The organism is Sulfitobacter sp. LC.270.F.C4 (assembly GCF_032922545.1).
GTDB lineage: Bacteria > Pseudomonadota > Alphaproteobacteria > Rhodobacterales > Rhodobacteraceae > Sulfitobacter > Sulfitobacter profundi.
Genome location: NZ_CP136692.1, coordinates 722515 through 747565 on the forward strand (window position 1 = coordinate 722515; position 25051 = coordinate 747565).

Below are 25051 nucleotides of genomic sequence, written 5' to 3' on the forward strand. Positions count from 1 at the left end.
TCCATGACACTTGAACTCGCCAGCAGTCGTGAGACCGCGCTGACATCGCGTGCCGACAGCCCGCTCGCCGTGCGCGGCATGACCGTCTCCTACGGGCAGAAACCTGCGGTTTTTTCGGTCGATATGACCGTTGCGCCCGGCAAGATGACCGCGATCATCGGCCCGAATGGCGCGGGCAAGTCGACTTTGCTCAAGGCTGCTTTGGGCATTCTGACCCCGCTGGCGGGCACCGCCACCGTCTATGGCAAGCCGGTGGCCGAACAACGCCACCGCATCGCCTATGTGCCGCAGCGCGCCAGCGTGGATTGGGATTTCCCGACCCGCGTGATCGACGTGGTGCTGATGGGGCTCTATCCGCAACTGGGCCTGCTGGGCCGCATCCGCCCTGTGCACCGCGCCCGCGCCACCGATTGTCTGGCCCGCGTCGGCATGGAAGATTTCGCCACCCGTCAGATCGGCCAATTGTCTGGGGGCCAGCAACAGCGGGTCTTTCTCGCCCGCGCCTTGGCGCAGGATGCAGACCTCTATCTGCTGGACGAACCCTTTGCCGGGGTCGATGCGGCAACTGAAAAGGCGATCATCGCCGTGCTGAAATCCCTGCGCGACGCAGGCAAAACGGTTGTGGCGGTTCACCATGACCTATCCACCGTGGCCGAGTATTTCGACAACGTCTTCCTGATCAACACCCACCGCGTCGCCGAAGGCAGCGTCGAAGAGGTATTCCAAGCCAACCACCTGCAAGATGCCTATGGCGGCCGCTTGGCGGGTGCGCAGATGGATGCGTTGCAACTGTCATGATCTGGGACGCGCTGACGCTGCAACTGGGCTATAACGCCACGCTGGTAACACTTGGGGCGACGCTGCTGGGCATGGCTGCGGGCGTTGGCGGCACCTTTCTATTCCTGCGCAAACGGGCGCTGGTCAGCGACGCGATTTCCCATGCGACGCTGCCCGGTGTGGCGCTGGCTTTCATGGTGATGGTCGCGTTTGGCGGGGACGGCCGCAACCTGATCGGCCTGCTGCTAGGCGCGGCCTTGTCTGCGGCGGCGGGGCTGCTTTTGGTCTCATGGCTCAGCAACCGCACACGTCTGGCCGAAGATGCGGCGATTGGCTCGGTCCTGTCGGTTTTCTTTGGGCTTGGCATCGTCTTGCTGACAGTGATCCAGACCATGAGTGCCGGACGGCAGGCGGGGCTTGAGGATTTCCTTTTGGGCTCCACCGCCGGGATGCTGCGCAACGACGCTCTGATCATTGCGGTGGCCGCGGCGCTGACGCTGGCGCTGGTGCTGCTGCTTCGGCGTCCGCTGACGCTCGCCTCGTTCGATCCTGAATATGGCACCGCCATTGGCCAGAACGTACCGCGCACGGATCTGGCGATGATGGGGCTGGTGCTGGCGGTGACCGTGGTGGGCCTTAAAATCGTTGGGCTGATCCTGATTGTCGCGCTCTTGATCATCCCGCCCGTCACCGCCCGGTTTTGGAGCGAGCGCACCGATCACGTGGTGCTGATCTCCGGTGCGCTTGGCGGTATCGCGGCCTATGTCGGCGCAGCGCTGTCTGCGGCCCAGCCGAACCTGCCGACGGGGCCGATCATTGTGCTGGTGGGCTTTGCGCTCTTTGCGCTGTCGCTGCTGTTGGCACCGGGGCGCGGCGCGCTTTCGGCTCTGCTGCGCCACCGCCGGTATCAGCGCCGGGTGCATCTGCGACAGGGGCTGCTGGCGCTTGCCCATGGACAACCGATCTACGAACAACTGACCCTGCGCCTGCTGCGTGCCGAAGGCTATGCGCTGCCCGATGGGGTCGCCACCAAAGCGGGCCGGGGCCGCGCCGCCAAGGCGCTGCGGGACGAAACCCGCTGGCAGTTGATCCGCCGCGATCCAGCTTACGAGGCGGCGGCCCAGCAATATGATGGTCTGACCCCCATCGAGACGGTGCTGACCGCCGACCAAATCCGCGAAATTGACAGCCGCATCGACATGCGCGGCGGGGTGATGGCATGAACGGTTCCGAATTTGTCCCCCTGTCGCTGGTGCCGATGCTGACGGGCATCTTCGTTGCCGTGGCTTGTGCCCTGCCGGGGAATTTCCTCGTCCTGCGCCGCCAAGCATTGATCGGCGATGCGATCAGCCATGTGGTGCTGCCGGGGATTGTGGTGGCGTTTCTGCTGACCGGCGTGGTCAGCACTTGGCCGATGCTACTGGGCGCTGCGGGGGCGGCGCTGGTCGCCGTGCTGGCCATCGAAGGCGTGCGGCGTTTGGGCAAGATCGAATCCGGCGCGGCGATGGGCGTGGTCTTTACCGCGATGTTCGCGGGCGGCGTGCTGCTGCTTGAGCAATCGGACACCAGCAATGTGCATCTCGACGTGGAACATGCGCTTTACGGCAACCTTGAAAGCCTGATCTGGCTGGATGCGACCGGCTGGGGGTCGCTGTTCGACCCCGAGGCGCTAGCGACCCTCCCGGTGGAGCTGCCGCGCATGGCGGTGACGCTGCTCTTCGTCGCGCTTTTTACCGCGATCTTCTGGCGGCCGCTCAAGATCAGCACCTTCGACGAGGGCTTCGCCCGTACCATCGGCATGAAGACCGGGCCACTGGGTCTTGGTCTGGTCATCGTTGCGGCGATTGCCGCTGTGGCTGCCTTTGACGCGGTGGGCAGTATCATCGTCATCGCCATGTTCATCTGCCCCCCCGCCGCCGCGCGGATGATGACCAACCGATTGGAGTACCAGATTGCGTGGTCGGTGCTCTTTGCCACTTTGGCCGCTGTGCTGGGCTATGTGCTGGCCGGATACGGGCCGCTGTGGATCGGCATGCGGGATTCGGTGTCAGCGGCGGGGATGATCGCCACGGTTTCGGGTGTTATCCTTGGGTTTGCGGCACTTATGGGGCCGCATCGGCAAAGAGGCGCCGCTGCCCCCGCCGCTTAATCGAATCGCAACGATTCGTTTTCTGGGCAACCGATTCGATTTTGCTTTGACCTGTGATTCGTCCTGCGTTTATACAGGGTGCAAGCTCCGCCGGAGACGACTTGTACCCGGGTCGCCCGCCGCTCTGATAAGACCGGAATAACAAAAGCACCAGTGCGCCGAGTAGCCGACCCAGAAGCGGATCGCCCCAGTCTTGGCGGCGGTCCGCTGACTCTGTCTTCCCCCTCTGATAGACGCAATCCGATCTGGCAGAATCGGAATGGCCCATGCTAGGTCTTGCGGTATGCCAAGCCCGACCCCCAATATAAGCGAAAACCGCCCCGTCATCCGCCAGTTGGACGATTCCGCGATCAACCGCATCGCTGCGGGCGAGGTGGTCGAGCGCCCCGCCTCCGCCGTGAAGGAACTGGTCGAAAACGCCATCGACGCGGGCGCGCGGCGCATCACCGTGGAATATGCCGACGGCGGCAAGACGATGATCCGCGTGACCGACGATGGCTGCGGCATCGCGCCCGAGGATTTGGCGCTGGCCTTGTCGCGCCACGCGACCTCCAAAATCGATGGCTCTGACCTGCTTGATATCCACACTTTCGGGTTTCGGGGGGAGGCCCTGCCGTCCCTCGGTGCTGTCGGGCGGCTGACGATCACCAGCCGAGCGTCGGGGTTTGACGGGGCCGAGATCACCGTCGACGGTGGCCGCATGGGCGAGGTACGCCCGGCGGCGCTGAACAGCGGCACCATCGTCACCCTGCGCGATCTGTTTTTCGCCACACCTGCGCGGCTCAAGTTCCTGCGCACCGACCGGGCAGAGGCGCAGGCGATTGGCGATGTCATCAAGCGGCTGGCCATGGCCGAACCCTTCGTGCGCTTCGTGCTGCGCGATGTCTCGGGTGACGGTAAGGGCCGCGATGTATTCCGCGCCGAGGCTGAGCAGGGCGATCTGTTTGAGGCGCTGCATGGCCGTTTGGCGCAGGTGCTGGGCCGAGAGTTCGCGGAAAACTCCCTGCCCATCGACGCCATGCGCGAAGGGCTGCATCTGACGGGGTTCGCAGCACTGCCGACCTACTCGCGTGGCTCTGCGGTGGCGCAGTATCTCTTCGTGAATGGCCGCCCGGTGCGGGACAAACTGCTGACTGGTGCGCTGCGCGGCGCGTACTTCGATTTCCTCAGCCGGGACCGCCACCCAGCGGCGGCGCTGTTCGTGGAATGCCCGCCAACGCTGGTCGATGTGAACGTGCACCCGGCGAAATCAGAGGTGCGTTTCCGCGATCCCGGTCTGGCGCGGGGGCTGATCGTCTCGGCCCTGCGCCATGCGCTGGCCGAGGCGGGGCACCGCGCTTCGACCACCGTGGCTCAGGCGACTTTGGGCGCGATGCAGCCGGAACCGCAGGGCGCGCGGGTCTACCAGATGGACCGCGCGGGCATGGACCGCCCCAGCCCCGCCGCGCGGCAAGCGGCCTATAACGCGCAGGCGCCGGGCTTTGCCGAAACTGCAGGCGTCTGGGGCCGGGTGGAGGGCACGCCGATGCCCGAAGCGCCCGCGCCGTTCAATGCCAAGCCCGAGGGCGAGGAGGCGGCCCCCGCCCCCGACTACCCGCTCGGCACCGCCCGCGGGCAGGTGCATGAGAATTACATCATCGCGCAAACCGCCAGTGGCATGGTCATCGTAGACCAACACGCCGCGCATGAGCGGTTGGTTTACGAGAAGCTGAAGCGCCAGATGGAAGCCAACGGCGTCGCGGCCCAAGCGCTGCTGATCCCCGAGATTGTCGAGCTTTCCGCCAATGACTGCGCGCGGCTGCTGGAACTGGCGGACGAGCTTGCCAAACTCGGCCTTGGCATCGAAGCTTTCGGCGGCAATGCCATCGCCGTGCGCGAAACGCCCGCGATCCTTGGCACCGTGAACGCCCGCGCGCTGATCCTTGATGTGCTTGACGAATTGGACGAAGGCGACAGCAGCAACATCGTGCAGGCCAAGATCGAAGCGATCCTGAGCCGTGTCGCCTGTCATGGGTCGATCCGTTCGGGCCGCTGGATGCGCGCCGAAGAGATGAACGCGCTCTTGCGCGAGATGGAGGCGACCCCGCATTCCGGCCAGTGCAACCACGGGCGGCCCACCTATGTCGAACTCAAACTCGCCGACATCGAACGGCTTTTCGGGCGCACTTGATGGAGCTTGGCGGCACGACGTTGAACCTGTCTGACCCTGTGACGCTGGCCGCCCTTGCCGGGGCCGGGTTGCTGTTGCTCATCGTTATCTTGCTGATCATGGCGGTGCGCGCCGCTGGCCGCTCGGCCCGTGTGGCCGCCCCCTTGGCGCAGCAGATGCGCGTGCTTGGGGGGCATGTGCAGCAGTTGGGGCAGGGGCAGGAGCAGCTGCGCGGCGGGTTGCAGATGGTCTCGGATACACAAAGCAACACCCAAGCGCAGATGATGCAGAGCATGGAGGCGCGGCTCGCCTATGTGCAGCAGCAGATGCAGGACCGGCTGGCCGACAACGCCGCCCGCTCGGCCCGGTCCTTGGCCGAGATGCAGCAGCGCATGACCGAGACGCTGCACGGCTCGTCGAAACGCACCACCACCAGTCTTGCGCAGTTGCAGGAGCGTCTGGCCTCGATCGACAAGGCGCAGGATAATATCACCAAACTGTCCGGCGACGTGCTGTCGCTGCAAGACATCCTCAGCAACAAGCAAACGCGCGGATCCTTCGGTGAAATCCAACTGCGCGATATCGTGTCGAAAGCCCTGCCGAGCGACAGCTATTCTTTGCAAGCCACGCTCAGCAACGGCAAACGGCCCGATTGTCTGATCCACCTGCCCAACCCGCCGGGGCCGATCGTAATCGACAGTAAATTCCCGCTGGAAGCCTATGAGGCCCTGCGCCGCGCCAAGACCGAAGCCGAGACCCGCGCCGCCGCCCAGCAGATGAAGGTCGCCGTGCGGGTGCATCTGAATGCGATTGCCGACAAGTATATTCTGGAGGGTGAGACCGCCGAAGGCGCGTTGATGTTCCTGCCCTCCGAAGCCGTCTATGCCGAATTGCACGCCAACTTTCCCGAACTCGTCCGCGAGGGGTTTGAAAAGCGCGTCTGGATCGTCAGCCCGACGACCTGCATGGCCACGCTCAACACCATGCGCGCGATCTTGAAGGATGCGCGGATGCGCGAACAGGCAGGCGCGATTCGCAAAGAGTTGGGCAATCTGAACAAGGATGTCGAACGGCTGGCGATGCGTGTCGGCAACCTTGATCGGCATTTCAGCCAAGCGCGGCGCGATGTCGAAGAGATCAAAGTCAGCAGCGAAAAAGCCGCCAAACGCGCGGGCCGCTTGCATAATTTCGACTTCGAAGAACTGGCAGAAAACAAAACCGAGGCTATTGTTCCCCTAAGGACACCCGAAGGGAACGGCTGAATGAACGACGTGGACATTACCGGGATGACGCTGGAGGCGATGCAGACGCGGGCCGCCGCGTTGCGGAGCGATATCGTGAAAACACCGGTGGTGACCCTCTCTTCTCCCATGGTCGATGATGTGCTGGGCGGCGCACAGGTTGCGCTCAAGCTGGAGTGTTTTCAGCATACCGGCACCTTCAAGGCCCGCGGCGCGCTTTCGGTGGCGCGACAGTTGGATGATGACACCCGCGGGCGAGGGATCACTGCGGCCAGCGCGGGCAACCATGCCATCGCTGCCGGTTGGGCTGCGGCAAAGCTGGGGATCAGCGCCAAGGTGGTGATGCAGGATAACGCCAACCCCTTTCGCGTCGCCCTTGCCCGTGCCACCGGGGCCGAGGTCGTGATGAAACCTGCCGGGCAAGAGACCTTTGCCGAGGCGGAGCGGCTGGTGCGCGAAGAGGGGCGGTTTTTTATCCACCCTTTCGAGGGGCTGCACACGTCGCTCGGCACCGCGGGGGTGGGGCTGGAACTGATGGCGCAGGCGGCGGATTTGGATGCGGTCGTCGTCTCTGTTGGCGGCGGCGGGTTGATCAGCGGTGTGGCCGCCGCGGTCAAGGCGATCAACCCCGCTTGTCGGGTGTACGGCGTGGAGCCGATAGGCGCCGACAGCATGTCGCGAAGCCTCGCCTCTGGCGCGCCCGTGACCATCCCTGAGGTCAATACCATCGCCGACAGCCTTGGCCCGCCGATGGCGCTGCCCTTTGGCCATGCGCTTTGTGCGGTCTATGTCGATGATGTGGTGACGGTCAGCGACGATGCGATCTGCGCCGGGATGGTGGTGCTGCAGCAGGCCGCGAAATTGGCGGTGGAACCTGCCGCCGGGGCTGCGATGGCCGGGGCGCTCGGGCCCCTGCGCGCGCAACTGGCGGGGCGGCGTGTGGGGGTGATCGTCTGTGGGGCCAATATCGACACCGAAACCTATCTGGGCCAGTTGAGCCGCGGCCAAGCGGCGCTTGAAAGCCTGCTGTCATAGCACCCCTTTGCGCGGTCGCAGGCAGTCTTTCGGCGGCGAGACCCTCTCCAAGAAAATGTATCGGGCAGTGCAACTTTAACTCCTTTTTACCCGTGTGTGCCCCATATCCAAAGTCCCGGACCAAAGCAGGACCCTTATGCCTTTTGAAGCTCTGAACGACAGCACCGACCCCCAGCATCCGCGCGGCCGGCGCGTCGCCGTGATTGGTGGCGGTATTTCCGGCATGGGGGCGGCGCATATGCTGGCGCCAACGGACCGCGTGACCCTTTTTGAGGCGGGAGCCAAGATCGGCGGCCATGCGCGGACGGTGATGGCCGGAAAGAACGGCGATCAGCCGGTCGATACCGGGTTTATCGTGTTCAACTATGCCAACTATCCGCATCTCGCGGCGCTGTTTGCCGAATTGGACGTGCCGGTGGTGCCGTCGAACATGAGCTTTGGCGCGTCGATTGATGGCGGGCGGCTGGAATATGCGCTGACCAGTTTCAACGCGGTCTTTGCCCAGAAACGCAATATGTTCAGCCCGCCTTTCCTGCGGATGCTGCGCGATATCGTGCATTTCAACAAGAACGCGCTGGCGGTGTCGCGTGACCCGTCGATGACCATCGCAGAGTTTCTCGACCGGCTTGGCACCGGGCGCTATTTCCGCGACTTCTATCTCTCGCCGCTTTCCGGCGCGATCTGGTCCACCCCGACCAAGAAAATCATGGACTTCCCGGCCCATGCCATGGTCAACTTTTTTGAGAACCACGCGCTGCTGAATTATTCCGGCCAGCATCAGTGGTACACGGTGAAGGGCGGCTCGCGGCAGTATGTTGACCGGTTGGAGAATGCTCTGCGCGCCAATGGCGTTGACCTGCGTACCGATTGCGCGGTGCAGGCCGTGCGCCGCACCGCGCAAGGCGCAGAGGTACGCGCATGGGGCGGCGAGTGGGAGGCGTTCGACGAGGTGATTTTTGCTACTCATTCCGATGACACGTTGGCGATGCTTTCCGATCCGACTAAGGCCGAGAAGCGCGCCTTGGGCGCAATCCGCTATCAGCCCAACGACATCGTTTTGCACGCCGATGCCAGCATCATGCCCAAGCGGCGTTCTACTTGGGCGTCATGGGTCTATACCGAGGATCGAGAACAAAAATCAGACCGGATCGACCTGACCTATTGGATGAACTCGCTGCAGCCGATCCCACAGGACGATCTGCATTTCGTGACGCTCAATACCAAACGCAGCATCCGCGAAGATCTGATTTATGATCAAGTCACCCTGCGCCATCCGGTCTATGACCTTGCCGCCTTGGCCGCACAGGACGAGGTGCGCGCCTTCAACGGCAGCCAGAATACATGGTTCTGCGGCGCTTGGATGCGGCATGGCTTTCACGAAGACGGGCTGGCCAGCGCGGTGGATGTGGTCGAGCGGATGCAGGCCGCGCGGGCGGCACCCTTGGCGGCGGAGTGACGGCGGGCGTCGATCATATCCGGGGCCAAACCTTTCATGGCCGCAAAGGTGCGGTAGAGAACCGTTTCCGCTATTCGGTCGACTATGTGATCTGCGATGCCGAGGCCACGGCGCTGAGGACGCCCGCGCTTTTCGCCCGCAACGGGCCGGGCCTGACCAGCCTGCAAGACAGTGACCACGGCGGCGCGCCGGGGCAGGGGCGTGGAGCCCTTTGGGTGCGCGAGGTTTTGGCGGCGCATGGCATTGTCGGGGTCGCGCGGATTGAGCTTGTGGCGCAGCCGCGGGTGCTGGGCCATGTCTTCAATCCGGTCAGCTTTTGGCTGTGCCGTCGGGCGGATGATGCGCTGATCGCGGTGATCGCCGAGGTGACGAACACCTATGGCGACCGGCATTCCTATCTGTGCCATCATGCAGACCTACGCCCGATCGCGCCCGACGACAGGCTGAAGGCGGCAAAGCTCATGCATGTCTCCCCCTTCCAAGATGTCTCGGGTGGCTATGTCTTTCGTTTCGATATCACCTCTGAGCGGATCGGCATCTGGATCGATTTCTCGGATGGGGAGAACGGGTTGATTGCCACTTTGACCGGGCCGCGTGCGCCGCTGACCAATCGCGGTATCCTTTGGTCGCTGCTGCGCCGCCCTTTCGGTGCGCGACGGGTGCTGGCGCTGATCCATTGGCAGGCGTTGAAGCTTTGGCTGAAACGGGCGGGTTTTCGCGTCCGCCCCGAGGCGCCCAATATCGACGTATCCCGTGATGCGGCGCATGGCACGGGTGGCCGATGACAGGACGCGCGGCCCGGCTGCCCGCCTATGCGCTTTTCGCGGCATTGCTCGCGTCGGCGGGGCTGCCGATCTACATTCACGCGCCGAAGTTCTATGTCGATGAATACGGGGTCTCGCTGACGGCACTTGGGTCGGTGCTTTTTGGTTTGCGGCTGTTGGACGTGGTGCAGGACCCCGCCCTTGGTTGGTTGGCCCAAAAGCTGCGCGACAAGCGCGGCACTGCGGTGACGGTGGCAGGCGCGGTGATGGCGCTGGCGATGCTGGGGCTTTTTGCCATGCCCGCGCCGGTGGCGCCGGTGCTGTGGTTCGCGCTGATGCTGACGCTGGTGTTTTCCGCCTTCAGCTTTCTGACCATCTGTTTCTATGCACAAGGGGTTGCCAAGGCCGACAGCCTGCCGGGCGCGGGGCATTTGACCCTTGCCCGCTGGCGCGAGACGGGCGCGCTTTTGGGGGTTTGTCTGGCCTCTGTCGCGCCTTTGCTACTGGGCGTCGGGCTGGATCGTCCCTTTGCCGGGTTTGCTGTTGGCTTTGCGATCTTGGCGCTTTGGGCCACGGTCGCCATGCGGGGCGAGTGGCGGGCGGCGGTGCTGCCGATGGAAAGTGGCTTCGGCACCGTGTTGCGCGATGCGCAGGCGCGGCGGCTGTTGTTGATCGCGCTGGTCAATGCCGCCCCGGTTGCCGTGACCTCGACCCTGTTTCTTTTCTACGTCGAACTGGCGCTTGAGGCGCCGGGGTGGGAGGGGCCGCTTTTGCTGCTGTTTTTCCTTGCAGCGGCAGCGGCGGCACCGCTTTGGGGGATCTTGGCAGAGCGGCACGGCCCGCGTCGGGTGCTGCTGGTCGCAATGGCTTTGGGCATCGCATCCTTCGGCGGGGCGCTGTTGCTGGGGCCGGGGGATGTTGCGCTTTTCGCCTTAGTCTGTCTGGCCTCAGGCGCGGTATTGGGCGCGGATTTGACCCTTTTGCCTGCCATGTTCGCCAGCCGCATGGCGCAGATTTCCCCCTCGGCTGCCGAAGGTTTTGGCCTCTGGTCCTTCGTCTCCAAATTGACCTTGGCTTTCGCGGCCGTTGCTCTACTTCCAGCTTTAGAACGCGCAGGGCTGCAGACCGCAGCGGGAACCAGTTCCGACACATCCATATCCCTGTTGATCTGGTTCTATGCCGGTGTACCTTGCGTCTTGAAATTGCTGGCGATCGCTCTGCTCGCCAGTGCAAAAGACGTGGAGACACCGTGACAGAGCCGTTGATCTTTATCGCTGTCGGGCTTGGCCTTGGTCTATTGCTCACTTTTTTGCGCCGCCGTTTGGGGGAGTTTCATGGCCAGTCGCCAAGCGACTATGTCGATTCTTTCCCCGTCTTCGACCTGCGGTTGCATCTGCGCGATGAGATGATTTGCGAAGGCGTGATTTTCGGCCCCCTAGGCCGGGTCACCAGCAGCTTCACGGCCAATTTCGACGTGTCTTGGGAGGGGAATGTGGCCACCGTGGCCGAAACCTTTCGCTATAACGACGGTTCGCGTCAGGAGCGCGAATGGACCGTCACATTGGGCGAGAACGGCAATTTCACCAGCACCGCCCCGGATGTGATCGGCGTGGGGCAGGGCGTTCAGGCTGGACCGACCTTGCAGCTGCGCTATCGTATCCGACTGCCCGAAGAACTGGGCAGTCATGTGCTGAAAACTGTCGATTGGATGTATCTCACCCCCGATGGCACCATCGTGAACCGCAGCCAGTTTCGGAAATTCGGGATCAAAGTAGCAGAATTGGTCGCCACGTTGCGACCGGCGGAGGAAAGATGAAAGACTGGCAAGGCAAGACCTATTGGCTGGTGGGCGCAAGCGACGGGCTTGGGGCGGCACTGGCACATCAGCTTAGCCGCACCGGGGTCGAGGTGATCCTCTCGGCTCGCTCCGAGGACAAGCTGATCGAGCTGGCGCAGGCCCTGCCGGGCCGGGCGCGGGTGCGGGTCTTGGATGTGACCGATGACGCGGATGTGGCGCAGGCGGCAAAGGATGTGGGGCCAATCGACGGGTTGGTTTATCTGGCGGGGGCCTATTGGCCCTTTGCTGCGCAGGAGTGGCAGGCCGAGCATGGCGTGACCATGGCCGATGTGAACTTCACCGGGTTGATGCGTGTCCTGGGACAAGTGGTGCCAGAGATGGTCGCGCGCGACCACGGGCATATCGTCATCACCTCCAGCCTGACCGCCTATCGCGGTTTGCCCGGCTCAATCGGCTATACGGCCTCCAAGGCGGCGACCCTGTCTTTGGCGGAATCGATGCACGCCGATCTGCGCAAGACCGGCGTACAGGTTCAGGTGATCAACCCCGGTTTCATCAAGACCCAGTTGACCGACAAAAACGATTTCAAAATGCCCTTTTTGATGGAGCCGAAAGACGCCGCGCGGCGGGTCTATGAGCATATGAACGGCGACAGTTTCAAACTGGATTTCCCTTACGGGTTTTCGCTGCTGTTCCGTTTGGGGCGGTTCTTGCCAGACTGGCTTTACTACCGGTTCTTTTCCTAAATTCAGACCTCTGCGACATGCTGGTCAAACAGCTCCCGCGCACCTTGCCAGACGGGATTTCCCGCCTCTGGCAAGGCTCGAAGGGTCGGTAGCAACTGGCCTGCAAAATCCTCAGAGCTTTCGCGCGGCAGCATTGAGGGCAGGTTGTCGATGGCCATGACATCCAGCGGCGGGGCGTCATGCACACGCAGCGCTGGCTCCGCCCAAGTGGTCGCCCGGGCATAGACCTGCACAGGGTTGAAGGCGCTGTCTGGGTCGCAGGCGATGTCGCCGATCACCCGCAGCGCGCGCTCTGCCTTTGAGGCATCGGGGCGGACGAAGGCCGGAGTCTCGGGGCCTGCGAGGATGCAATTGAAGAAATAGGCATGCTTGAGGATCTCAGGGAATGGCCCGCCGTGGGCGGTCTCAGGCATATCCCAGCCGGTGACGGGAATGCCCAAAGCCTCGCAAAGATCGCTCGCCCCGCGCCCCACGCGGCCCAAAGCGCCGATCACCAGCGCGCGGTCTTGGCCTGCATCGACCTGCGCGAGGTCTTCGGCCAGCGCCGATTTCAAGGCTTCGGCGTCGGGGTAGGGCTGCACCGGGCCGCAAGTCTCTCCGCGCAGCTGCGCGATGCGGCATTTGACAGACACCGCAGCCCCGGCAAATCCCGCCCAATAGCCAAAGGCGGCAACGCGGCGGCCAGTATCATCGGTCAAATATTCCAAATCCAGCAAGGTGCCGCCACCGGCCTTGAACCGTTCCAACAGCGTCCGCCCCGAGGATTGGCCCTTGTAGGCGTGGCCGAACATGATGTGGATATGGGGCAGGGGCGTCCCGTCTTCGGGCAGTTCCTTCAGGCCAAAGATCACGGCATCGTGCGGGGCGTCAGGCCAGCTATGCGCGGGGACGATCTCGCAGCCCGCTTGCGCATAGGCGGCGGTGGGGATCACGCGGCTGTCGCTGTCTTCGACGCTCACCTTCATGCCTGTCGCGATCAGCGCGGCGGCCCCTTCGGGCGTCAGGCCGGTGCGGGTCTCATTGTCGCGCTGTTCGGCACGCAGCCACAGATGGGTCATGCCAACATTCCTTTTTCCCGGATGGCTTTCACGCTGGCGCGGTCCTCCATGCGGGCGGCGAAAGCCTTTAGCTGGGGGAAATTGGCGCGGTCGACCCCGTCCCCCTCGAGCCAGCCCGACACGACAAAGAGATAAGGATCGGCCAGCGAGAGCCTGTCGCCCGCGACGTAATCGCCCCGGAAGGCGTGGTTTTCGACATAGGCCGCGCAATCGGCCATGGTCTGCGGCACCTTGGCTTTCATGTCGTCAAAGCTCGATTGCTGGTCGGCCCAGCGGTGGCCGCGCATTTTATGCGCGTGGGCCACATGCATGGTCGAGGCGAGGTAGTACATCACCCCGCGCATATGCGCCGCGGCCTCAGGGTCAGCCGGGACCAGCGCCGCATCGGGCGCACGGGCGGCGACATAGTCCAAAAGCGCGCCGGTCTCGGTCAGGGCGCTGCCCGCTTCGGTCACGAGGGTCGGCACGCGGCCTTTTGGGTTCAACGCCAGATAGGGCGCGCCGGTCTGTTCGGCGGCGGCGAAATCGACCTTCACCGGCTCATAGGCCAGCCCCGCTTCTTCAAGTGCAATGGCAACGGCGACTGAGATTGTGCCGGGGGCGTAGTGGAGTTTCAGCATGGGGGCAGCCTTTCGCGGGCGAGGGATCAGATATGCGTTTGTGCAAGGCGGCGGTCGGGACGGTCAAGATGCGGCACGGCATTGAACAGCACGGGCGACCAATGCCCGCCGATGGGAAAGAGCCGGTGCATCGAAGTATGCATGATCGCCAGCGCCAAACGCGCCATGGCCGGGATGCCCACGCCCATGGCCTGCGCCATCGCTAAAGAAATCAGCCCGCCCGAAGTCACCACCAGCGCCGGGCCTTCACCTTCGGCAATTTCAGCCAGAGCCGATTGCACCCGCGTTTCAAAGTTCTCATAGGTTTCGGGCGTGTCGGCAAGCTTGCCCGCTTTCCAATAGTCAAAGACCTGCGGCAGGTGATGCACAAACTCGCCCGCGCGGGGAAAGGGCACCTTGTGCTGCTGCTCCATCAGATTGGCGAGGGTGAAATACTCCAACTCGTTCAGCCGTGCGTCGCGAATGGGTTCCAGCCCGGTGTTCATCCCCTCCGCCGTCTCGATGTGGCGGGTCAACGTGCCGGTATAAAGCCGCGTGTGGTGGGTTTCACTCTGGCGCAAATGGTCGCCCAGCCACGCGGCCTGCTCATGACCCAGCGGGCTGAGACGGTCATAGCTCAACTCGTCCTTGGCGGTGGAATTGGCTTGGCCGTGGCGGATCAGGGTAATGTGGGACATCAAATGGCTTTCACTGTTCGCCCAAGTGATAGGGCAGCTTGTCGGGCCATACAATGCAATGCACCGCCGCGGCGTTTATCCGTGACGGGGTGTCGGGATTGGCCCCTGACAAGGGCCGAGTTTTGCTTATAGTTTGGGCAATAGCTAGCGGGAGGGGCAGCCATGGCCGAGAGGATCACATTCACGCTTGATGGGCAAACCGTTGAGGCAGAGGCTGGCATGACCATTTGGGAAGTGGCCAATGGTCGGGGTCTTAAAATCCCGCATCTGTGTCATAAGCCCGCCCCCGGCTACCGCCCCGACGGCAACTGCCGCGCCTGTATGGTCGAGATCGAAGGAGAGCGGGTGCTGGCGGCCTCCTGCATCCGCGAGCCTGCCGAGGAGATGGTCGTCACCACCAACAATGCGCGCGCCGAGAATGCCCGCAAAATGGTGATGGAGCTGCTGCTGGCCGACCAACCCGCGCAGGAGGTGGCCCACGACAAATCGAGCCACATGCGCGAAATGGCGGCGCTGAATGGCGTGGAAGAAAGCCGTTTCCCGAAGTTGGAGCGCGACCGTGTGCCGCTTCTCGACGACACCCATGTCGCGATGCGCGTGAACCTCGACGCCTGTATCCAGTGCAACCTCTGCGTCCGCGCCTGCCGCGAGGTGCAGGTCAACGACGTGATCGGCATGGCCGGGCGCGGTCACGATGCCTATCCGGTGTTTGACATCGACGATCCGATGGGCGCATCGACCTGCGTGGCCTGCGGTGAATGTGTGCAGGCCTGCCCGACGGGGGCGCTGATGCCTGCCACGGTGGTGGATGAGGCGCAGGTCGGTGACAGTGCGGATTACGACAGCGAGGTCCAAAGCATTTGCCCCTTCTGCGGCGTGGGTTGCCAGATTTCGTTGAAGGTGAAGGACAATAAGGTCAAATATGTCGAAGGCATCAACGGCCCTGCCAACGAAGGGCGACTCTGCGTCAAAGGCCGCTTTGGCTTTGACTATATCCACCACGATCACCGCCTGACCAAACCGCTGATCCGCCGCAACGATGCGCCCGCGAAAGGGCTGAACGTCGATCCCGGCAATTGGGGCGAGGTCTTTCGCGAAGCGTCTTGGGAGGAGGCGCTGGACTTTGCAGCAAAGGGTCTCAAAGGACGCGGGCGCGAAGTAGCGGGCTTTGGCAGTGCGAAATGTACCAATGAGGAAGCCTATCTGTTCCAGAAAATGATCCGTCAGGGCTTTGGCCATAACAACGTCGATCACTGCACACGGCTGTGCCATGCCTCATCCGTGGCAGCGCTGATGGAGAACGTCGGATCGGGCGCGGTGACGGCAACCTTTAACGAGATTGAGAACGCCGATGTGGCCATCGTGATCGGCGCGAACCCGGTTGAGAACCACCCCGTCGCCGCAACCTATTTCAAACAGTTTACCAAACGCGGCGGCAAGCTGATCGTGATGGACCCGCGTGGTGTGGGGCTGCGGCGTTTCGCCAGCCATATGCTGCAATTCCGCCCCGGCACCGATGTGTCGATGCTCAACGCGATCATGCATGTGATCGTCGAAGAGGGGCTCTATGACGAACAATATATCGCGGCCTATACCGAGAATTGGGAGGCCGAGAAGGCACATCTGAAGGACTTCAGCCCCGAGAAGATGGCCCCCATCTGCGGGATCGGGGCCGAGGTGCTGCGCGATGTGGCGCGAACCTTTGCAGGGGCCAATGCGGCGATGATCTTTTGGGGCATGGGGGTGAGCCAGCACATCCACGGCACCGACAATTCGCGCTGCCTGATCTCTCTTGCGCTGATGACCGGCCAGATTGGACGCCCCGGCGCTGGGCTGCATCCGCTTCGGGGGCAGAACAACGTGCAGGGCGCGTCGGATGCGGGGCTGATCCCGATGTTCCTGCCCGATTATCAGCCCGTCGGCGACGATGGGGTGCGCAGTGCGTTTACCGAGGTTTGGGGCTCGGGCGATTTCAGCGCCGAGAAGGGGCTGACCGTGACCGAGATCATGGACGCGGTGCATGATGGGGACATCAAGGCGATGTATGTGCTGGGGGAAAACCCGGCGATGTCGGACCCGGATGTTGACCACGCCCGCGCGGCCCTTGCCAAGCTTGATCATCTGGTGGTGCAGGACATTTTCCTGACCGAAACGGCGAATTACGCCGATGTGATCCTCCCCGCCAGCGCCTTTGCCGAAAAGGCGGGCACTGTGACCAACACCAACCGACAGGTCCAAATGGGCCGCCCCGCGGTGTCGCCCCCCGGTGAGGCGCGCGAGGATTGGTGGATCGAGGTGGAACTGGCCAAGCGGCTGGGGCTGGGTTGGGACTACGAGAGCCCGGCGGAGGTCTTTGCGGAGATGAAACGCAACATGGCCTCACTCGACAACATCACATGGGACCGTTTGGCGCATGAAAATGCAGTGACCTACCCGTCGCTCAGCGAAAGCGATCCGGGGCAGGCGATTGTCTTTAGCGAGGGTTTCCCGCGTCCCGAAGGCCGTGCCAAATTCACCCCCGCCGCGATCGTGGCCCCTGATGATGTGCCCGATGCGGAGTATCCGATGATCCTGACCACGGGGCGCCAGTTGGAGCATTGGCATACCGGGTCGATGACGCGGCGGTCCAAGGTGCTCGACGGGCTGGAACCGGAGGCGAATTGCTCGTTGCACCCGTCGACCCTGCGTCGTCTCGGCGTCGCCCCGGGCGAACATGTGCGGCTGTCGACCAAACGCGGCAGTATCGAAATCATGGCCCGCGAGGATCGCGCAGTATCACCCGACATGGTCTTCCTGCCCTTCGCCTATGTCGAAGCGGCGGCGAATATCCTGACAAATCCAGCGGTTGACCCCTACGGCAAGATCCCGGAGTTTAAGTTCTCTGCCGTTAGGGTGGAGGCGGCAAAAGGGGCCGTCGCCGCCGAGTAAAGAAAGTTTTAAAGATGAAGATTGATGCCGCCCGATTTCTGAAAGACCTGCACGACCTGCGTGCCATCGGTGCTGCGGGTGTGGGCAAGGGCGTGGTGCGCCCGGCCTATTCCGCCGCCGATGTTGAGGCGCGGGAATGGCTTGCCGGGCGGATGCGCGACGCAGGGCTGACCGTTGAGGTCGACGCCATGGGTAACCTCTTCGGACTTGCCGAGGGGCCGTCGATCCTGCTGGGGTCGCATTCCGACAGCCAGCCCGAAGGCGGCTGGCTTGATGGTGCCTTGGGTGTGATCGCCGCACTTGAAGTGGCCCGCGCAGCACAGGAGGCCGGGGGGCCTGCGGTCTCGGTCGTGTCGTTTCAGGACGAAGAGGGGCGCTTTGGCGTGACCACCGGTTCGACCGTCTGGTCCGGCGCTTTGGATCAGATGGATGCTGACAGTCTCACCGATCACGCCGGGGTCAGCCTGGCCGAGGCGCGCCGCGCGATGACGGGTATGGTCACCGGCCCCGTCGATCCCGCGCAGTTCACCGGCTATATTGAGTTGCACATCGAACAGGGTCCGACGCTGGATGACAGTGGCGAGCAGATCGGTGTCGTCATTGATATCGTCGGCATTCGCGATATGAAGGTGACCTTTGAAGGCCAGCAGAACCACGCGGGCACCACGCCGATGGCGGTGCGCAAGGATGCCTTTCAAGCGGTATCTGCCTTCAACAGCCTGCTCAACGATCGGCTGCGCAATGTGGTGACGCCGAGCACGGTCTGGACCATCGGCCATGTCAGCCTGCATCCCAATGCCTCGTCCATCGTGCCGGGCAAAGCGGTATTTTCCATGCAGTGGCGGGACGGCGACAGCGACCGTCTGTCCCGGATGGAAGCGATCATCCGCGAGACTGCCGAAGAGGTCGCCCAGACCCGCGGGATGGAGCTGTCTTTTGGTCCGATGTTGGGGTTGGAGCCGGTGGCGATGGATGCCCGGCTGCGCGACGCGCTGGCCGATGCGGCGGAGACGGTAGCGCCGGGCAAGTGGCGCAAGATGCCCTCGGGGGCTTTGCACGACGCGACCAATGTGGCCCGGCTGATGCCTGTGGCGATGTTGTTCGCACCGTCGATCAACGGGATCAGCCATGCTTTCGAAGAGGACACAGCCGAAGACGATCTGGTCGCGGCGGTTGAGGTGCTGGGCCGGGCCGTCGCGGCGCTTTGAGCGCCGTCAGTCCCAATCCACATCGCCAAGGAAGATATAGCCCGCGCCATAGATCGTCTTGATCAACTGCGGGTTCTTCGGGTCTTCGCCAAGTTTCGTGCGCAACCGCGAGATGCGCACGTCCATCGCCCGGTCAAAGCTTTCCGAGGCGACGCCGCCAAGGCTTTCTTGCATCTGCGCGCGGCTGATCAGGCGTTTCGGTGCGTCTAGGAACAGGCGCAGCACCTCGCCTTCGGCGTGGGAAAATGTCACCTCGGTGCCTGTCGCATCCTGCAAGACATAGCGGTCGAAATGCGCGGTCCAGCCGTTGAACCGCGCGGTGGTGCCAGCCTGTGGCGTCGGCTTGGCACTGCGCAGGCGGGCGCGAATGCGGGCGACCACTTCGGCGGGGTCGAAAGGTTTGATGATGTAATCGTCGGCCCCAAGCTCCAGCCCTGTCACCCGGTCTTGCACCTGCGCGCGGCCCGAGATGATGATGACGATCGCGCCTTGTTCCAGCGCCAGCCGATGTACCAGCGTCAGCCCGTCGGTGTCGGGCAGGCTAAGATCGACAAGGCAGACATCGGGCGTATGGTTGGCCAAGGCGGCCTCAAAAGCCCGCGCGCGGCCAAAGCTGAGCGTGTCGAAGCCCGCTTCCTGCAACGTGTCCGACAGCATCTGCCGGATCTCGGGTTCGTCATCCAGAATGGTGACCAGTGGGCGCGGGGCGGTATCACGGCTCATGGGGCGGTGGCTTTCAATGGGGCGATCAACGCTTGCAGATCGTCTTTTTCAAAGGGTTTGCGCAGCACCGGCGCGAGGGTCTGCGCCTCGACGAAAAGCGGGTGGTCGGGGGGCAAGGAGGTCATCAGCAACAGCGGCAGGCTGCTGCCGACGCGCCGGGCAAGGTCGATGCCGGTGCCTTCGCCGGTGAGTTGGATGTCCGAGAGGACAAGGGTGATGTCGGGCAAATCAGCGATCAGGGCCGTGGCCTCATCGGCGCTGGTGGCCTCGATCACCGAATGGCCCTGATCCATCAACATGTCGCGCACCACAGCGCGGATATCACTGGTGTCTTCGACCAGCAGCACCAGTCCTGTCGTGGCGGGCACGGTGGCGCGGTAGGGCAGGCGCAGGCTGATCTGCGCGCCGCCCTCGGGGGCATTGCTCAGCCGCAGATCGCCGCCTGCGGATTTGGTCATGTCGTAGACCATCGACAGGCCCAGCCCCGACCCCTCGCTGCCCTTTGTGGTGAAAAACGGCTCGACCCCACGCTCCAGCGCAGAGGGAGAGAAGCCCGGCCCGGTATCGTGGATCACCCATTCGGTCCATGTGTCATGCACCAGCCGTTGGGTCAGCGTGATCGTGCCCTGCGCGCCGCAGGCATCGCGGGCGTTGAGGATGAGGTTCAAAAGCGCGTCCTGCACCCGCCCTTTATCGAGCAGGACAGCCCCCTCCGGCGCGTCATTGCGCACCACCAGCGCGCATTTCGGCGGCAGAGTGGGGGCGGCGAGGGTCGAAAGCTCGTTCAGCAGGTCGGCGAGATCGGTGGCCGCGGGGCGCAGGGCGCGGGGTTCGGTCACATCGGCGATGGAACTCAGCAGCGTGCCGCCCCGCCGCGCGGCGGCCAAGGTGCCTTCGACCAATTCGCCCGCTTGGCGCGGCATGTCAGGCAGGCGGGCAAGTTTCGACTGCATCCCCAGAATGATCGTCAAAAGGTTTGAGAAATCATGCGCCAGCCCAGAGATCATCCGTGAGGCGAGCTCGCGTTTCAGCGTCTGTTGCAGGGCGACGCGGGTCTGGGTTTCTTCGGTGATGTCCATCGACAGGATGTAAACCCCGCCGCGCCCATCGGGGGTGAAGGCACCGCGTATCCGGCGGGCAGAGGCGTCATGAGTGAACTCGATCACCGCCGGGCTGCCCGCATAGGCTTGGGTCAGCGCCGGTTTGATCCGCGCATAGGCGGAGGCCCCAAGCGCGTCGCTGATATGCAGACCGTAGATATTGCTGGGCCGCCCCGGCATCACACTGCTCAGACGGCGGTTGGAATAGATATAGCGGCCATTCTCGTCGACATGGGCGATATGGGCGGGCATCATCTCGGTTGTCAGGCGGGTGCGGGCTTCGCTTTCGGTGACCTGCCGTTTGGCTTCTTCCAGCGCCGTGATCGTCGCTTCGAGTTTGCGGTTGCTGGCGGCGAGCTGTTCGGCATGGGAGAGCAGTTGATCGCTCAGCGCATCGGACCGCGCGCGCAACAGCGCCTCTTGCCGTTTGGTGTTGGTGATGTCGGTATAGACGGTGACCCAGCCGCCCTGCGGCAGCGGGGAGCCTTCGACGCTGATGGTGCGCCCGTTCGCGCGGGTGCGTTCCATGTAATGCGGCACAAAAGCCTGCGCCTGTTCGACACGCTCGGCCACGAAGGCATCGACATCCGTGACCTCACCATATTCGCCGGTTCCGGCAAGGTGGCGGATCGTATCCTCAAACGGCGCGCCGGGAGTGACCAGTTCATCGGGCAGGTCGAACATGGATTGAAACGGCCCGTTGCAGACCGCAAGGCGCAGGTCGCTGTCATAGATCGTCAGCGCCTGAGCGATCAGGTTCAGACCGGCTTGGGTCAGGGCTTTGGTTTGGTCATCGGTGATCTGCATTGGCATCCGTCGACGGTAGGGCCAGCACCGCGCAGAGGAAAGGCCAAATGGCGCTTGACCTTCTTGCGCTGGAGGCCCGGAGAAGCGCGGCAAATGAAACCCGAAAGGCAGAGCATGGACAAGAACTTTGGAATGGTGGCGGTGGCTGCGGTGGTCGCGATTGGCGGATATATGTGGTGGCGTGCCGAAGAGGCCCCGGCCCCCACAGCAAGCGGCGCGGCGATGGCAGCCGTCACCCTGCCGGAAAGCCTGAGCGAGCAGGCGCAGATCGGCGCGCGTGCATTTGAGGCGAAATGCTCGGCTTGTCACGGGGTCAATGCCGCCGGGCGCGAAGGCGCAGGCCCGCCGCTGATCCATAAAATCTATGAACCCAGCCACCACGGCGATGGCGCCTTTCTGGTCGCGGCAACCAATGGCGTACGCCAGCATCACTGGTCTTTCGGCAATATGCCCCCGGTCGAAGGGATCACCCAGGCCGAGGTTAAATCCATCGTGACCTATGTGCGCGAGGTGCAGCGCGCCAATGGCATTGATTAGGCGCGAAAGAAAGTAGGCGCAAAAGGCGGCTAAATCGCGCTGTAACAATTCGTTAGGATTCGGAAAAGATCAGGAAAAAGTTGACCTCCACAAAAAAGAGAACGTCACTTGTGAGATCATAGAAATCGCACAAGCGATCGAACCCGCCGGGGAGGGCGGGCATGGGAGGAAGACAATTTGGCCAAGCCGCTGACGCGTGCCGACGGACCTCAGTCCGTGCCGGCGCTGTTGCATCGCAACGCAAGTGAATTCGCAAACGCCCCCGCTTATCGGGAGAAGGAATACGGGATCTGGCAAAGCTGGACCTGGTCGCAGACCCGCGACGAGGTTGAAGCGCTGGCGCTCGGATTTTTGGAACTGGGGTTGGATGAGGGCGATTTCGTCGCCGTTATCGGGCGCAACCGACCATACCTCTATTGGGCGATGATGGCGGCGCAGATGGCTGGCGCCATTCCCGTGCCGCTTTACCAAGACGCCAACGCCGAAGAGATGGCCTATGTCATGGGCCACTGTGGCGCGCGTATTGCCGTGGTGGGCGATCAGGAGCAGGTCGACAAGATCATCGAAGTGCAGGCGCAGCTGCCCGACTTTGAGCGGATGGTCTATCTCGACCCGCGGGGCCTGCGTAAATACGACCACTCCAAACTTGACCAATACAGCGCCGTGCAGGAACTGGGCCGCGCCAATCGCGAAAAGCACATCGCCGAGTTGGAGGCGCGTCAGGCCAAGCTGAACTACGATTCGACCGGCGTGATGCTTTACACCTCGGGCACCACAGGCAAGCCCAAGGGCGTGGTGTTGAGCAACCGCAACGTGATTGAGACGGCAAAGTCGTCTTCGGAATTCGACAATCTCAAACGCAATGATGAGATCCTCGCCTATCTGCCGATGGCATGGGTTGGTGATTTCATCTTCTCCGTGGGCCAAGCGCTCTGGACCGGGTTCTGCACCAACTGCCCCGAAAGCGCCGAGACGATGCATGTCGATCTGCGCGAGATCGGGCCGACCTATTACTTCGCTCCGCCGCGTGTGTTCGAGACACAGCTGACCAGCGTTATGATCCGTATGGAAGACGCGAGCCGCTTTAAGAAATGGCTGTTCGATACCTTCATGGCCCATGCCCGCAAGGTTGGGCCTGCGATTTTGGACGGCAAGAAGGTCTCGTTCATGGACCGCGCGAAATATGCGCTTGGTGAGCTGATGATCTATGGCCCGCTGAAGAACACGCTGGGGTTCAGCCGCGTGCGCGTGGGCTATACCGCCGGCGAGGCGATCGGGCCGGAGATTTTCGACTTCTACCGCTCGCTCGGCATCAACCTCAAACAGCTCTACGGCCAGACCGAGGCGACGGTGTTCATCACCGCCCAACCCGACGGCGAGGTGCGCAGCGATACCGTGGGCGTGACCTGCCCCGGCGTTGAGTTGAAAATCGCGGACAATGGCGAGGTCTTCTACCGCTCGCCCGGCGTCTTTGTGGAATACTACAAGAACCCCGAAAGCACCGCCGACACCAAGGATGCCGAGGGCTGGGTCGCCACGGGCGATGCGGGCTTTATCGAAGAAGGTTCGGGCCACTTGCGGATCATCGACCGCGCCAAGGATGTGGGCCAGATGGCCGATGGGCGGCTCTTTGCGCCGAAATATGTGGAGAACAAGCTCAAGTTCTTCCCCAACATCCTTGAGACTGTGGTTTTTGGCAACCAGCGCAGCGAATGCACCGCTTTCATCAACATCGACCTCACGGCGGTGGGCAACTGGGCCGAGCGCAACAACATCGGCTACGCCTCTTACCAAGAACTCGCGCGGCATCCGCAGGTGATGGACACGATCCAAAGCCATGTGGAGGAGGTGAACCGCTCGGTCGCCGAGGATGAGATGCTTTCGGGCTGTCAGGTGCACCGTTTTGTCGTGCTGCACAAAGAGTTGGACGCCGACGACGGTGAATTGACCCGCACCCGCAAGGTGCGCCGCAAGATCATCGAAGAGAAATACGCCGACATCATCACCGCGCTTTATGACGGCTCCAAACAGGTCAGCACCGAGACGGAAGTGACTTATGAGGATGGCCGCAAGGGCTCAATCAAGGCGACGCTCGAGATTCGCGACGCCGCGGTGCAGCCGACCAGCCACAAGATGGCAGCGGAATGATTACAGTAGTGCCTTGGATAATAGGGGCTGCAGGCTTGGGTATAAGCGTCCTTTGGAAGGATGGCGCACCGAGTTGGTTAGCTGGAGCAGAGAATCGTCATAGCGACTATGGGTACTCATTCATCGCTATCATCTTCGGGACGGGGGCATTGTATGCCGAACGCCAAATCACTGGCTTCTCAGATGGGTTCGTAATCGAGGCGTTTGCTCTGCTTATTTACTGGTTGATTTGTCGCGGCATAATGGGTGGGCCATCATAATGAAAGATAATCCTGACAGCTATGTCACCGACGACGGCCGCACCATCGGCCCGACGGTGATGGAGATGAAGAACATCACCCTGCGCTTTGGCGGCGTGGAGGCGATCAAGGACATCTCATTCGACATCCGCGAGGGTGAAATCCGCGCGATTATTGGGCCGAACGGGGCGGGGAAGTCCTCGATGCTCAATGTAATCAGCGGCTTCTACGTCCCGCAGGAGGGTGAGGTTTGGTACAAAGGCGCGCAGCGTCCGCCGATGAAACCCTACCAGGTGGCGCAGCAGGGCATCGCACGGACCTTTCAGAACATCGCGCTGTTTGAGGGCATGTCAGTGCTCGACAACGTGATGACGGGTCGTCTGACGCAGATGAAATCGGGCCTGCTGGCGCAGTCTTTGTGGAAGGGCAAGGCCGAGCGCGAAGAGGTCGAGAACCGCGAGATCGCCGAGAAGGTCATCGACTTTCTGGAGATTCAGGCGATCCGTAAAACCCCGGTCGCGCGTCTGCCTTACGGTCTGAAAAAGCGCGTTGAACTGGCCCGCGCCTTGGCGGCTGAGCCAACGATCCTGCTGCTGGATGAGCCGATGGCTGGCATGAACGTCGAAGAGAAAGAGGACATGTCCCGCTTTATTCTCGACGTGAACGACGAATTCGGCACCACCATCGCGCTGATTGAGCATGACATGGGCGTGGTCATGGACCTGTCCGACCGCGTCGTCGTGATGGATTACGGCCGCAAGATCGGTGACGGCTCGCCCCACGACGTGCGCAACAATCAAGAGGTGATCGACGCCTATCTGGGGGTGGCACATGAGTGATCTTTGCATGGCGACCGCAGGCAGCAACACTGCCGTTCTGACTTTGGGGAGG

General features: G+C 62.8%; 21 protein-coding genes. 16 read left to right on the forward strand and 5 right to left on the reverse strand.

Annotation, left to right across the window (positions count from 1 at the left end):
* Positions 1-3: 3 nt before the first annotated feature.
* The 11 genes from R1T45_RS07365 to R1T45_RS07415 all read left to right on the forward strand — a co-directional run bounded on the left by R1T45_RS07365 (position 4) and on the right by R1T45_RS07415 (position 12115).
* The gene (locus R1T45_RS07365; protein ID WP_317390525.1) at positions 4-798 is read left to right on the forward strand and encodes a metal ABC transporter ATP-binding protein; all 795 of its coding nucleotides are present in this window, start codon (positions 4-6) and stop codon (positions 796-798) included.
* A complete protein-coding gene (locus tag R1T45_RS07370) occupies positions 795-2000 on the forward strand; it encodes a metal ABC transporter permease (RefSeq protein WP_120350044.1) in 1206 nt (401 codons plus the stop codon). Before R1T45_RS07365 ends, R1T45_RS07370 begins: the two co-directional genes overlap by 4 nt.
* Complete coding sequence (locus R1T45_RS07375) at positions 1997-2926, forward strand: metal ABC transporter permease (protein ID WP_317390526.1); 930 nt, start codon at positions 1997-1999, stop codon at positions 2924-2926. Before R1T45_RS07370 ends, R1T45_RS07375 begins: the two co-directional genes overlap by 4 nt.
* Positions 2927-3209: 283 nt before the next feature.
* Positions 3210-5096 (forward strand): DNA mismatch repair endonuclease MutL, encoded by a 1887-nt coding sequence (mutL, locus tag R1T45_RS07380; RefSeq protein WP_317390527.1) that lies wholly within the window; start codon positions 3210-3212, stop codon positions 5094-5096.
* Positions 5093-6337 carry a DNA recombination protein RmuC gene (locus R1T45_RS07385; RefSeq protein WP_317390528.1) on the forward strand — a complete coding sequence of 415 codons (1245 nt, stop codon included), beginning with the start codon at positions 5093-5095 and terminating at the stop codon, positions 6335-6337. Before mutL ends, R1T45_RS07385 begins: the two co-directional genes overlap by 4 nt.
* Positions 6338-7351, forward strand: a complete 1014-nt coding sequence (locus tag R1T45_RS07390) for a pyridoxal-phosphate dependent enzyme (RefSeq protein WP_317390529.1) — start codon at positions 6338-6340, stop codon at positions 7349-7351.
* 136 nt (positions 7352-7487) lie between these two features.
* Positions 7488-8807, forward strand: coding sequence for an NAD(P)/FAD-dependent oxidoreductase (locus R1T45_RS07395; protein ID WP_317390530.1), 1320 nt, complete (start codon positions 7488-7490; stop codon positions 8805-8807).
* Complete coding sequence (locus R1T45_RS07400; RefSeq protein ID WP_317390531.1) at positions 8804-9592, forward strand: DUF1365 domain-containing protein; 789 nt, start codon at positions 8804-8806, stop codon at positions 9590-9592. The genes R1T45_RS07395 and R1T45_RS07400 overlap by 4 nt, the downstream gene beginning before the upstream one ends.
* Complete coding sequence (locus tag R1T45_RS07405; RefSeq protein ID WP_317390532.1) at positions 9589-10824, forward strand: MFS transporter; 1236 nt, start codon at positions 9589-9591, stop codon at positions 10822-10824. Before R1T45_RS07400 ends, R1T45_RS07405 begins: the two co-directional genes overlap by 4 nt.
* Positions 10821-11387 carry a DUF3833 family protein gene (locus R1T45_RS07410; protein WP_205570893.1) on the forward strand — a complete coding sequence of 189 codons (567 nt, stop codon included), beginning with the start codon at positions 10821-10823 and terminating at the stop codon, positions 11385-11387. The genes R1T45_RS07405 and R1T45_RS07410 overlap by 4 nt, the downstream gene beginning before the upstream one ends.
* Complete coding sequence (locus tag R1T45_RS07415) at positions 11384-12115, forward strand: SDR family NAD(P)-dependent oxidoreductase (protein WP_317390533.1); 732 nt, start codon at positions 11384-11386, stop codon at positions 12113-12115. The genes R1T45_RS07410 and R1T45_RS07415 overlap by 4 nt, the downstream gene beginning before the upstream one ends.
* 2 nt (positions 12116-12117) lie before the next feature.
* On the opposite strand, the gene R1T45_RS07420 is transcribed toward R1T45_RS07415, so the two are convergent.
* Genes R1T45_RS07420 through R1T45_RS07430 form a run of 3 tightly spaced genes read right to left on the reverse strand, consistent with a single transcriptional unit; the run spans position 12118 to position 14470 of the window.
* Complete coding sequence (locus R1T45_RS07420) at positions 12118-13173, reverse strand: saccharopine dehydrogenase (protein WP_317390534.1); 1056 nt, start codon at positions 13171-13173, stop codon at positions 12118-12120.
* Positions 13170-13793: a glutathione S-transferase family protein gene (locus R1T45_RS07425; protein ID WP_317390535.1), complete on the reverse strand. Its 624-nt coding sequence runs from the start codon at positions 13791-13793 to the stop codon at positions 13170-13172. Before R1T45_RS07425 ends, R1T45_RS07420 begins: the two co-directional genes overlap by 4 nt.
* A 26-nt stretch (positions 13794-13819) precedes the next feature.
* Positions 13820-14470 (reverse strand): histidine phosphatase family protein, encoded by a 651-nt coding sequence (locus tag R1T45_RS07430; RefSeq protein WP_317390536.1) that lies wholly within the window; start codon positions 14468-14470, stop codon positions 13820-13822.
* A gap of 162 nt (positions 14471-14632) precedes the next feature.
* Between R1T45_RS07430 and fdhF the strand changes: the two genes are divergently transcribed.
* Both fdhF and R1T45_RS07440 read left to right on the forward strand, forming a co-directional pair.
* Positions 14633-17398: a formate dehydrogenase subunit alpha gene (fdhF, locus tag R1T45_RS07435; RefSeq protein ID WP_317390537.1), complete on the forward strand. Its 2766-nt coding sequence runs from the start codon at positions 14633-14635 to the stop codon at positions 17396-17398.
* Positions 17399-17412: 14 nt separating this feature from the next.
* Positions 17413-18606, forward strand: a complete 1194-nt coding sequence (locus tag R1T45_RS07440; protein ID WP_317390538.1) for a hydantoinase/carbamoylase family amidase — start codon at positions 17413-17415, stop codon at positions 18604-18606.
* A 6-nt stretch (positions 18607-18612) separates the two neighbouring features.
* Here R1T45_RS07440 and R1T45_RS07445 read toward each other — a convergent pair whose 3' ends face one another.
* Entirely contained in the window at positions 18613-19329 is a 717-nt protein-coding gene (locus R1T45_RS07445; RefSeq protein ID WP_132444152.1) for a response regulator transcription factor, read from the reverse strand.
* Entirely contained in the window at positions 19326-21236 is a 1911-nt protein-coding gene (locus R1T45_RS07450) for a PAS-domain containing protein (RefSeq protein ID WP_317390539.1), read from the reverse strand. The genes R1T45_RS07445 and R1T45_RS07450 overlap by 4 nt, the downstream gene beginning before the upstream one ends.
* 114 nt (positions 21237-21350) lie before the next feature.
* On the opposite strand from R1T45_RS07450, the gene R1T45_RS07455 reads away from it, so the two are divergent.
* The 3 genes from R1T45_RS07455 (at position 21351) to R1T45_RS07465 (ending at position 24999) form a co-directional block, all read left to right on the forward strand.
* A complete protein-coding gene (locus tag R1T45_RS07455; protein WP_317390540.1) occupies positions 21351-21773 on the forward strand; it encodes a cytochrome c in 423 nt (140 codons plus the stop codon).
* A 216-nt stretch (positions 21774-21989) separates the two neighbouring features.
* Positions 21990-23921 carry an AMP-binding protein gene (locus R1T45_RS07460; protein WP_317390541.1) on the forward strand — a complete coding sequence of 644 codons (1932 nt, stop codon included), beginning with the start codon at positions 21990-21992 and terminating at the stop codon, positions 23919-23921.
* A gap of 259 nt (positions 23922-24180) precedes the next feature.
* Entirely contained in the window at positions 24181-24999 is an 819-nt protein-coding gene (locus R1T45_RS07465; protein WP_300054418.1) for an ABC transporter ATP-binding protein, read from the forward strand.
* The last annotated feature ends 52 nt before the right edge of the window (positions 25000-25051 follow it).

Bases quoted from the DNA above. Each gene is read 5' to 3' on its own strand.
- R1T45_RS07365 (WP_317390525.1), top strand. From the start codon at position 4: ATGACACTTGAACTCGCCAGCAGTCGTGAGACCGCGCTGACATCGCGT.
- R1T45_RS07370 (WP_120350044.1), top strand. From the start codon at position 795: ATGATCTGGGACGCGCTGACGCTGCAACTGGGCTATAACGCCACGCTG.
- R1T45_RS07375 (WP_317390526.1), top strand. From the start codon at position 1,997: ATGAACGGTTCCGAATTTGTCCCCCTGTCGCTGGTGCCGATGCTGACG.
- mutL (WP_317390527.1), top strand. From the start codon at position 3,210: ATGCCAAGCCCGACCCCCAATATAAGCGAAAACCGCCCCGTCATCCGC.
- R1T45_RS07390 (WP_317390529.1), top strand. From the start codon at position 6,338: ATGAACGACGTGGACATTACCGGGATGACGCTGGAGGCGATGCAGACG.
- R1T45_RS07395 (WP_317390530.1), top strand. From the start codon at position 7,488: ATGCCTTTTGAAGCTCTGAACGACAGCACCGACCCCCAGCATCCGCGC.
- R1T45_RS07405 (WP_317390532.1), top strand. From the start codon at position 9,589: ATGACAGGACGCGCGGCCCGGCTGCCCGCCTATGCGCTTTTCGCGGCA.
- R1T45_RS07415 (WP_317390533.1), top strand. From the start codon at position 11,384: ATGAAAGACTGGCAAGGCAAGACCTATTGGCTGGTGGGCGCAAGCGAC.
- R1T45_RS07420 (WP_317390534.1), bottom strand. From the start codon at position 13,173: ATGACCCATCTGTGGCTGCGTGCCGAACAGCGCGACAATGAGACCCGC.
- R1T45_RS07425 (WP_317390535.1), bottom strand. From the start codon at position 13,793: ATGCTGAAACTCCACTACGCCCCCGGCACAATCTCAGTCGCCGTTGCC.
- R1T45_RS07430 (WP_317390536.1), bottom strand. From the start codon at position 14,470: ATGTCCCACATTACCCTGATCCGCCACGGCCAAGCCAATTCCACCGCC.
- fdhF (WP_317390537.1), top strand. From the start codon at position 14,633: ATGGCCGAGAGGATCACATTCACGCTTGATGGGCAAACCGTTGAGGCA.
- R1T45_RS07440 (WP_317390538.1), top strand. From the start codon at position 17,413: ATGAAGATTGATGCCGCCCGATTTCTGAAAGACCTGCACGACCTGCGT.
- R1T45_RS07445 (WP_132444152.1), bottom strand. From the start codon at position 19,329: ATGAGCCGTGATACCGCCCCGCGCCCACTGGTCACCATTCTGGATGAC.
- R1T45_RS07450 (WP_317390539.1), bottom strand. From the start codon at position 21,236: ATGCAGATCACCGATGACCAAACCAAAGCCCTGACCCAAGCCGGTCTG.
- R1T45_RS07455 (WP_317390540.1), top strand. From the start codon at position 21,351: ATGGACAAGAACTTTGGAATGGTGGCGGTGGCTGCGGTGGTCGCGATT.
- R1T45_RS07465 (WP_300054418.1), top strand. From the start codon at position 24,181: ATGAAAGATAATCCTGACAGCTATGTCACCGACGACGGCCGCACCATC.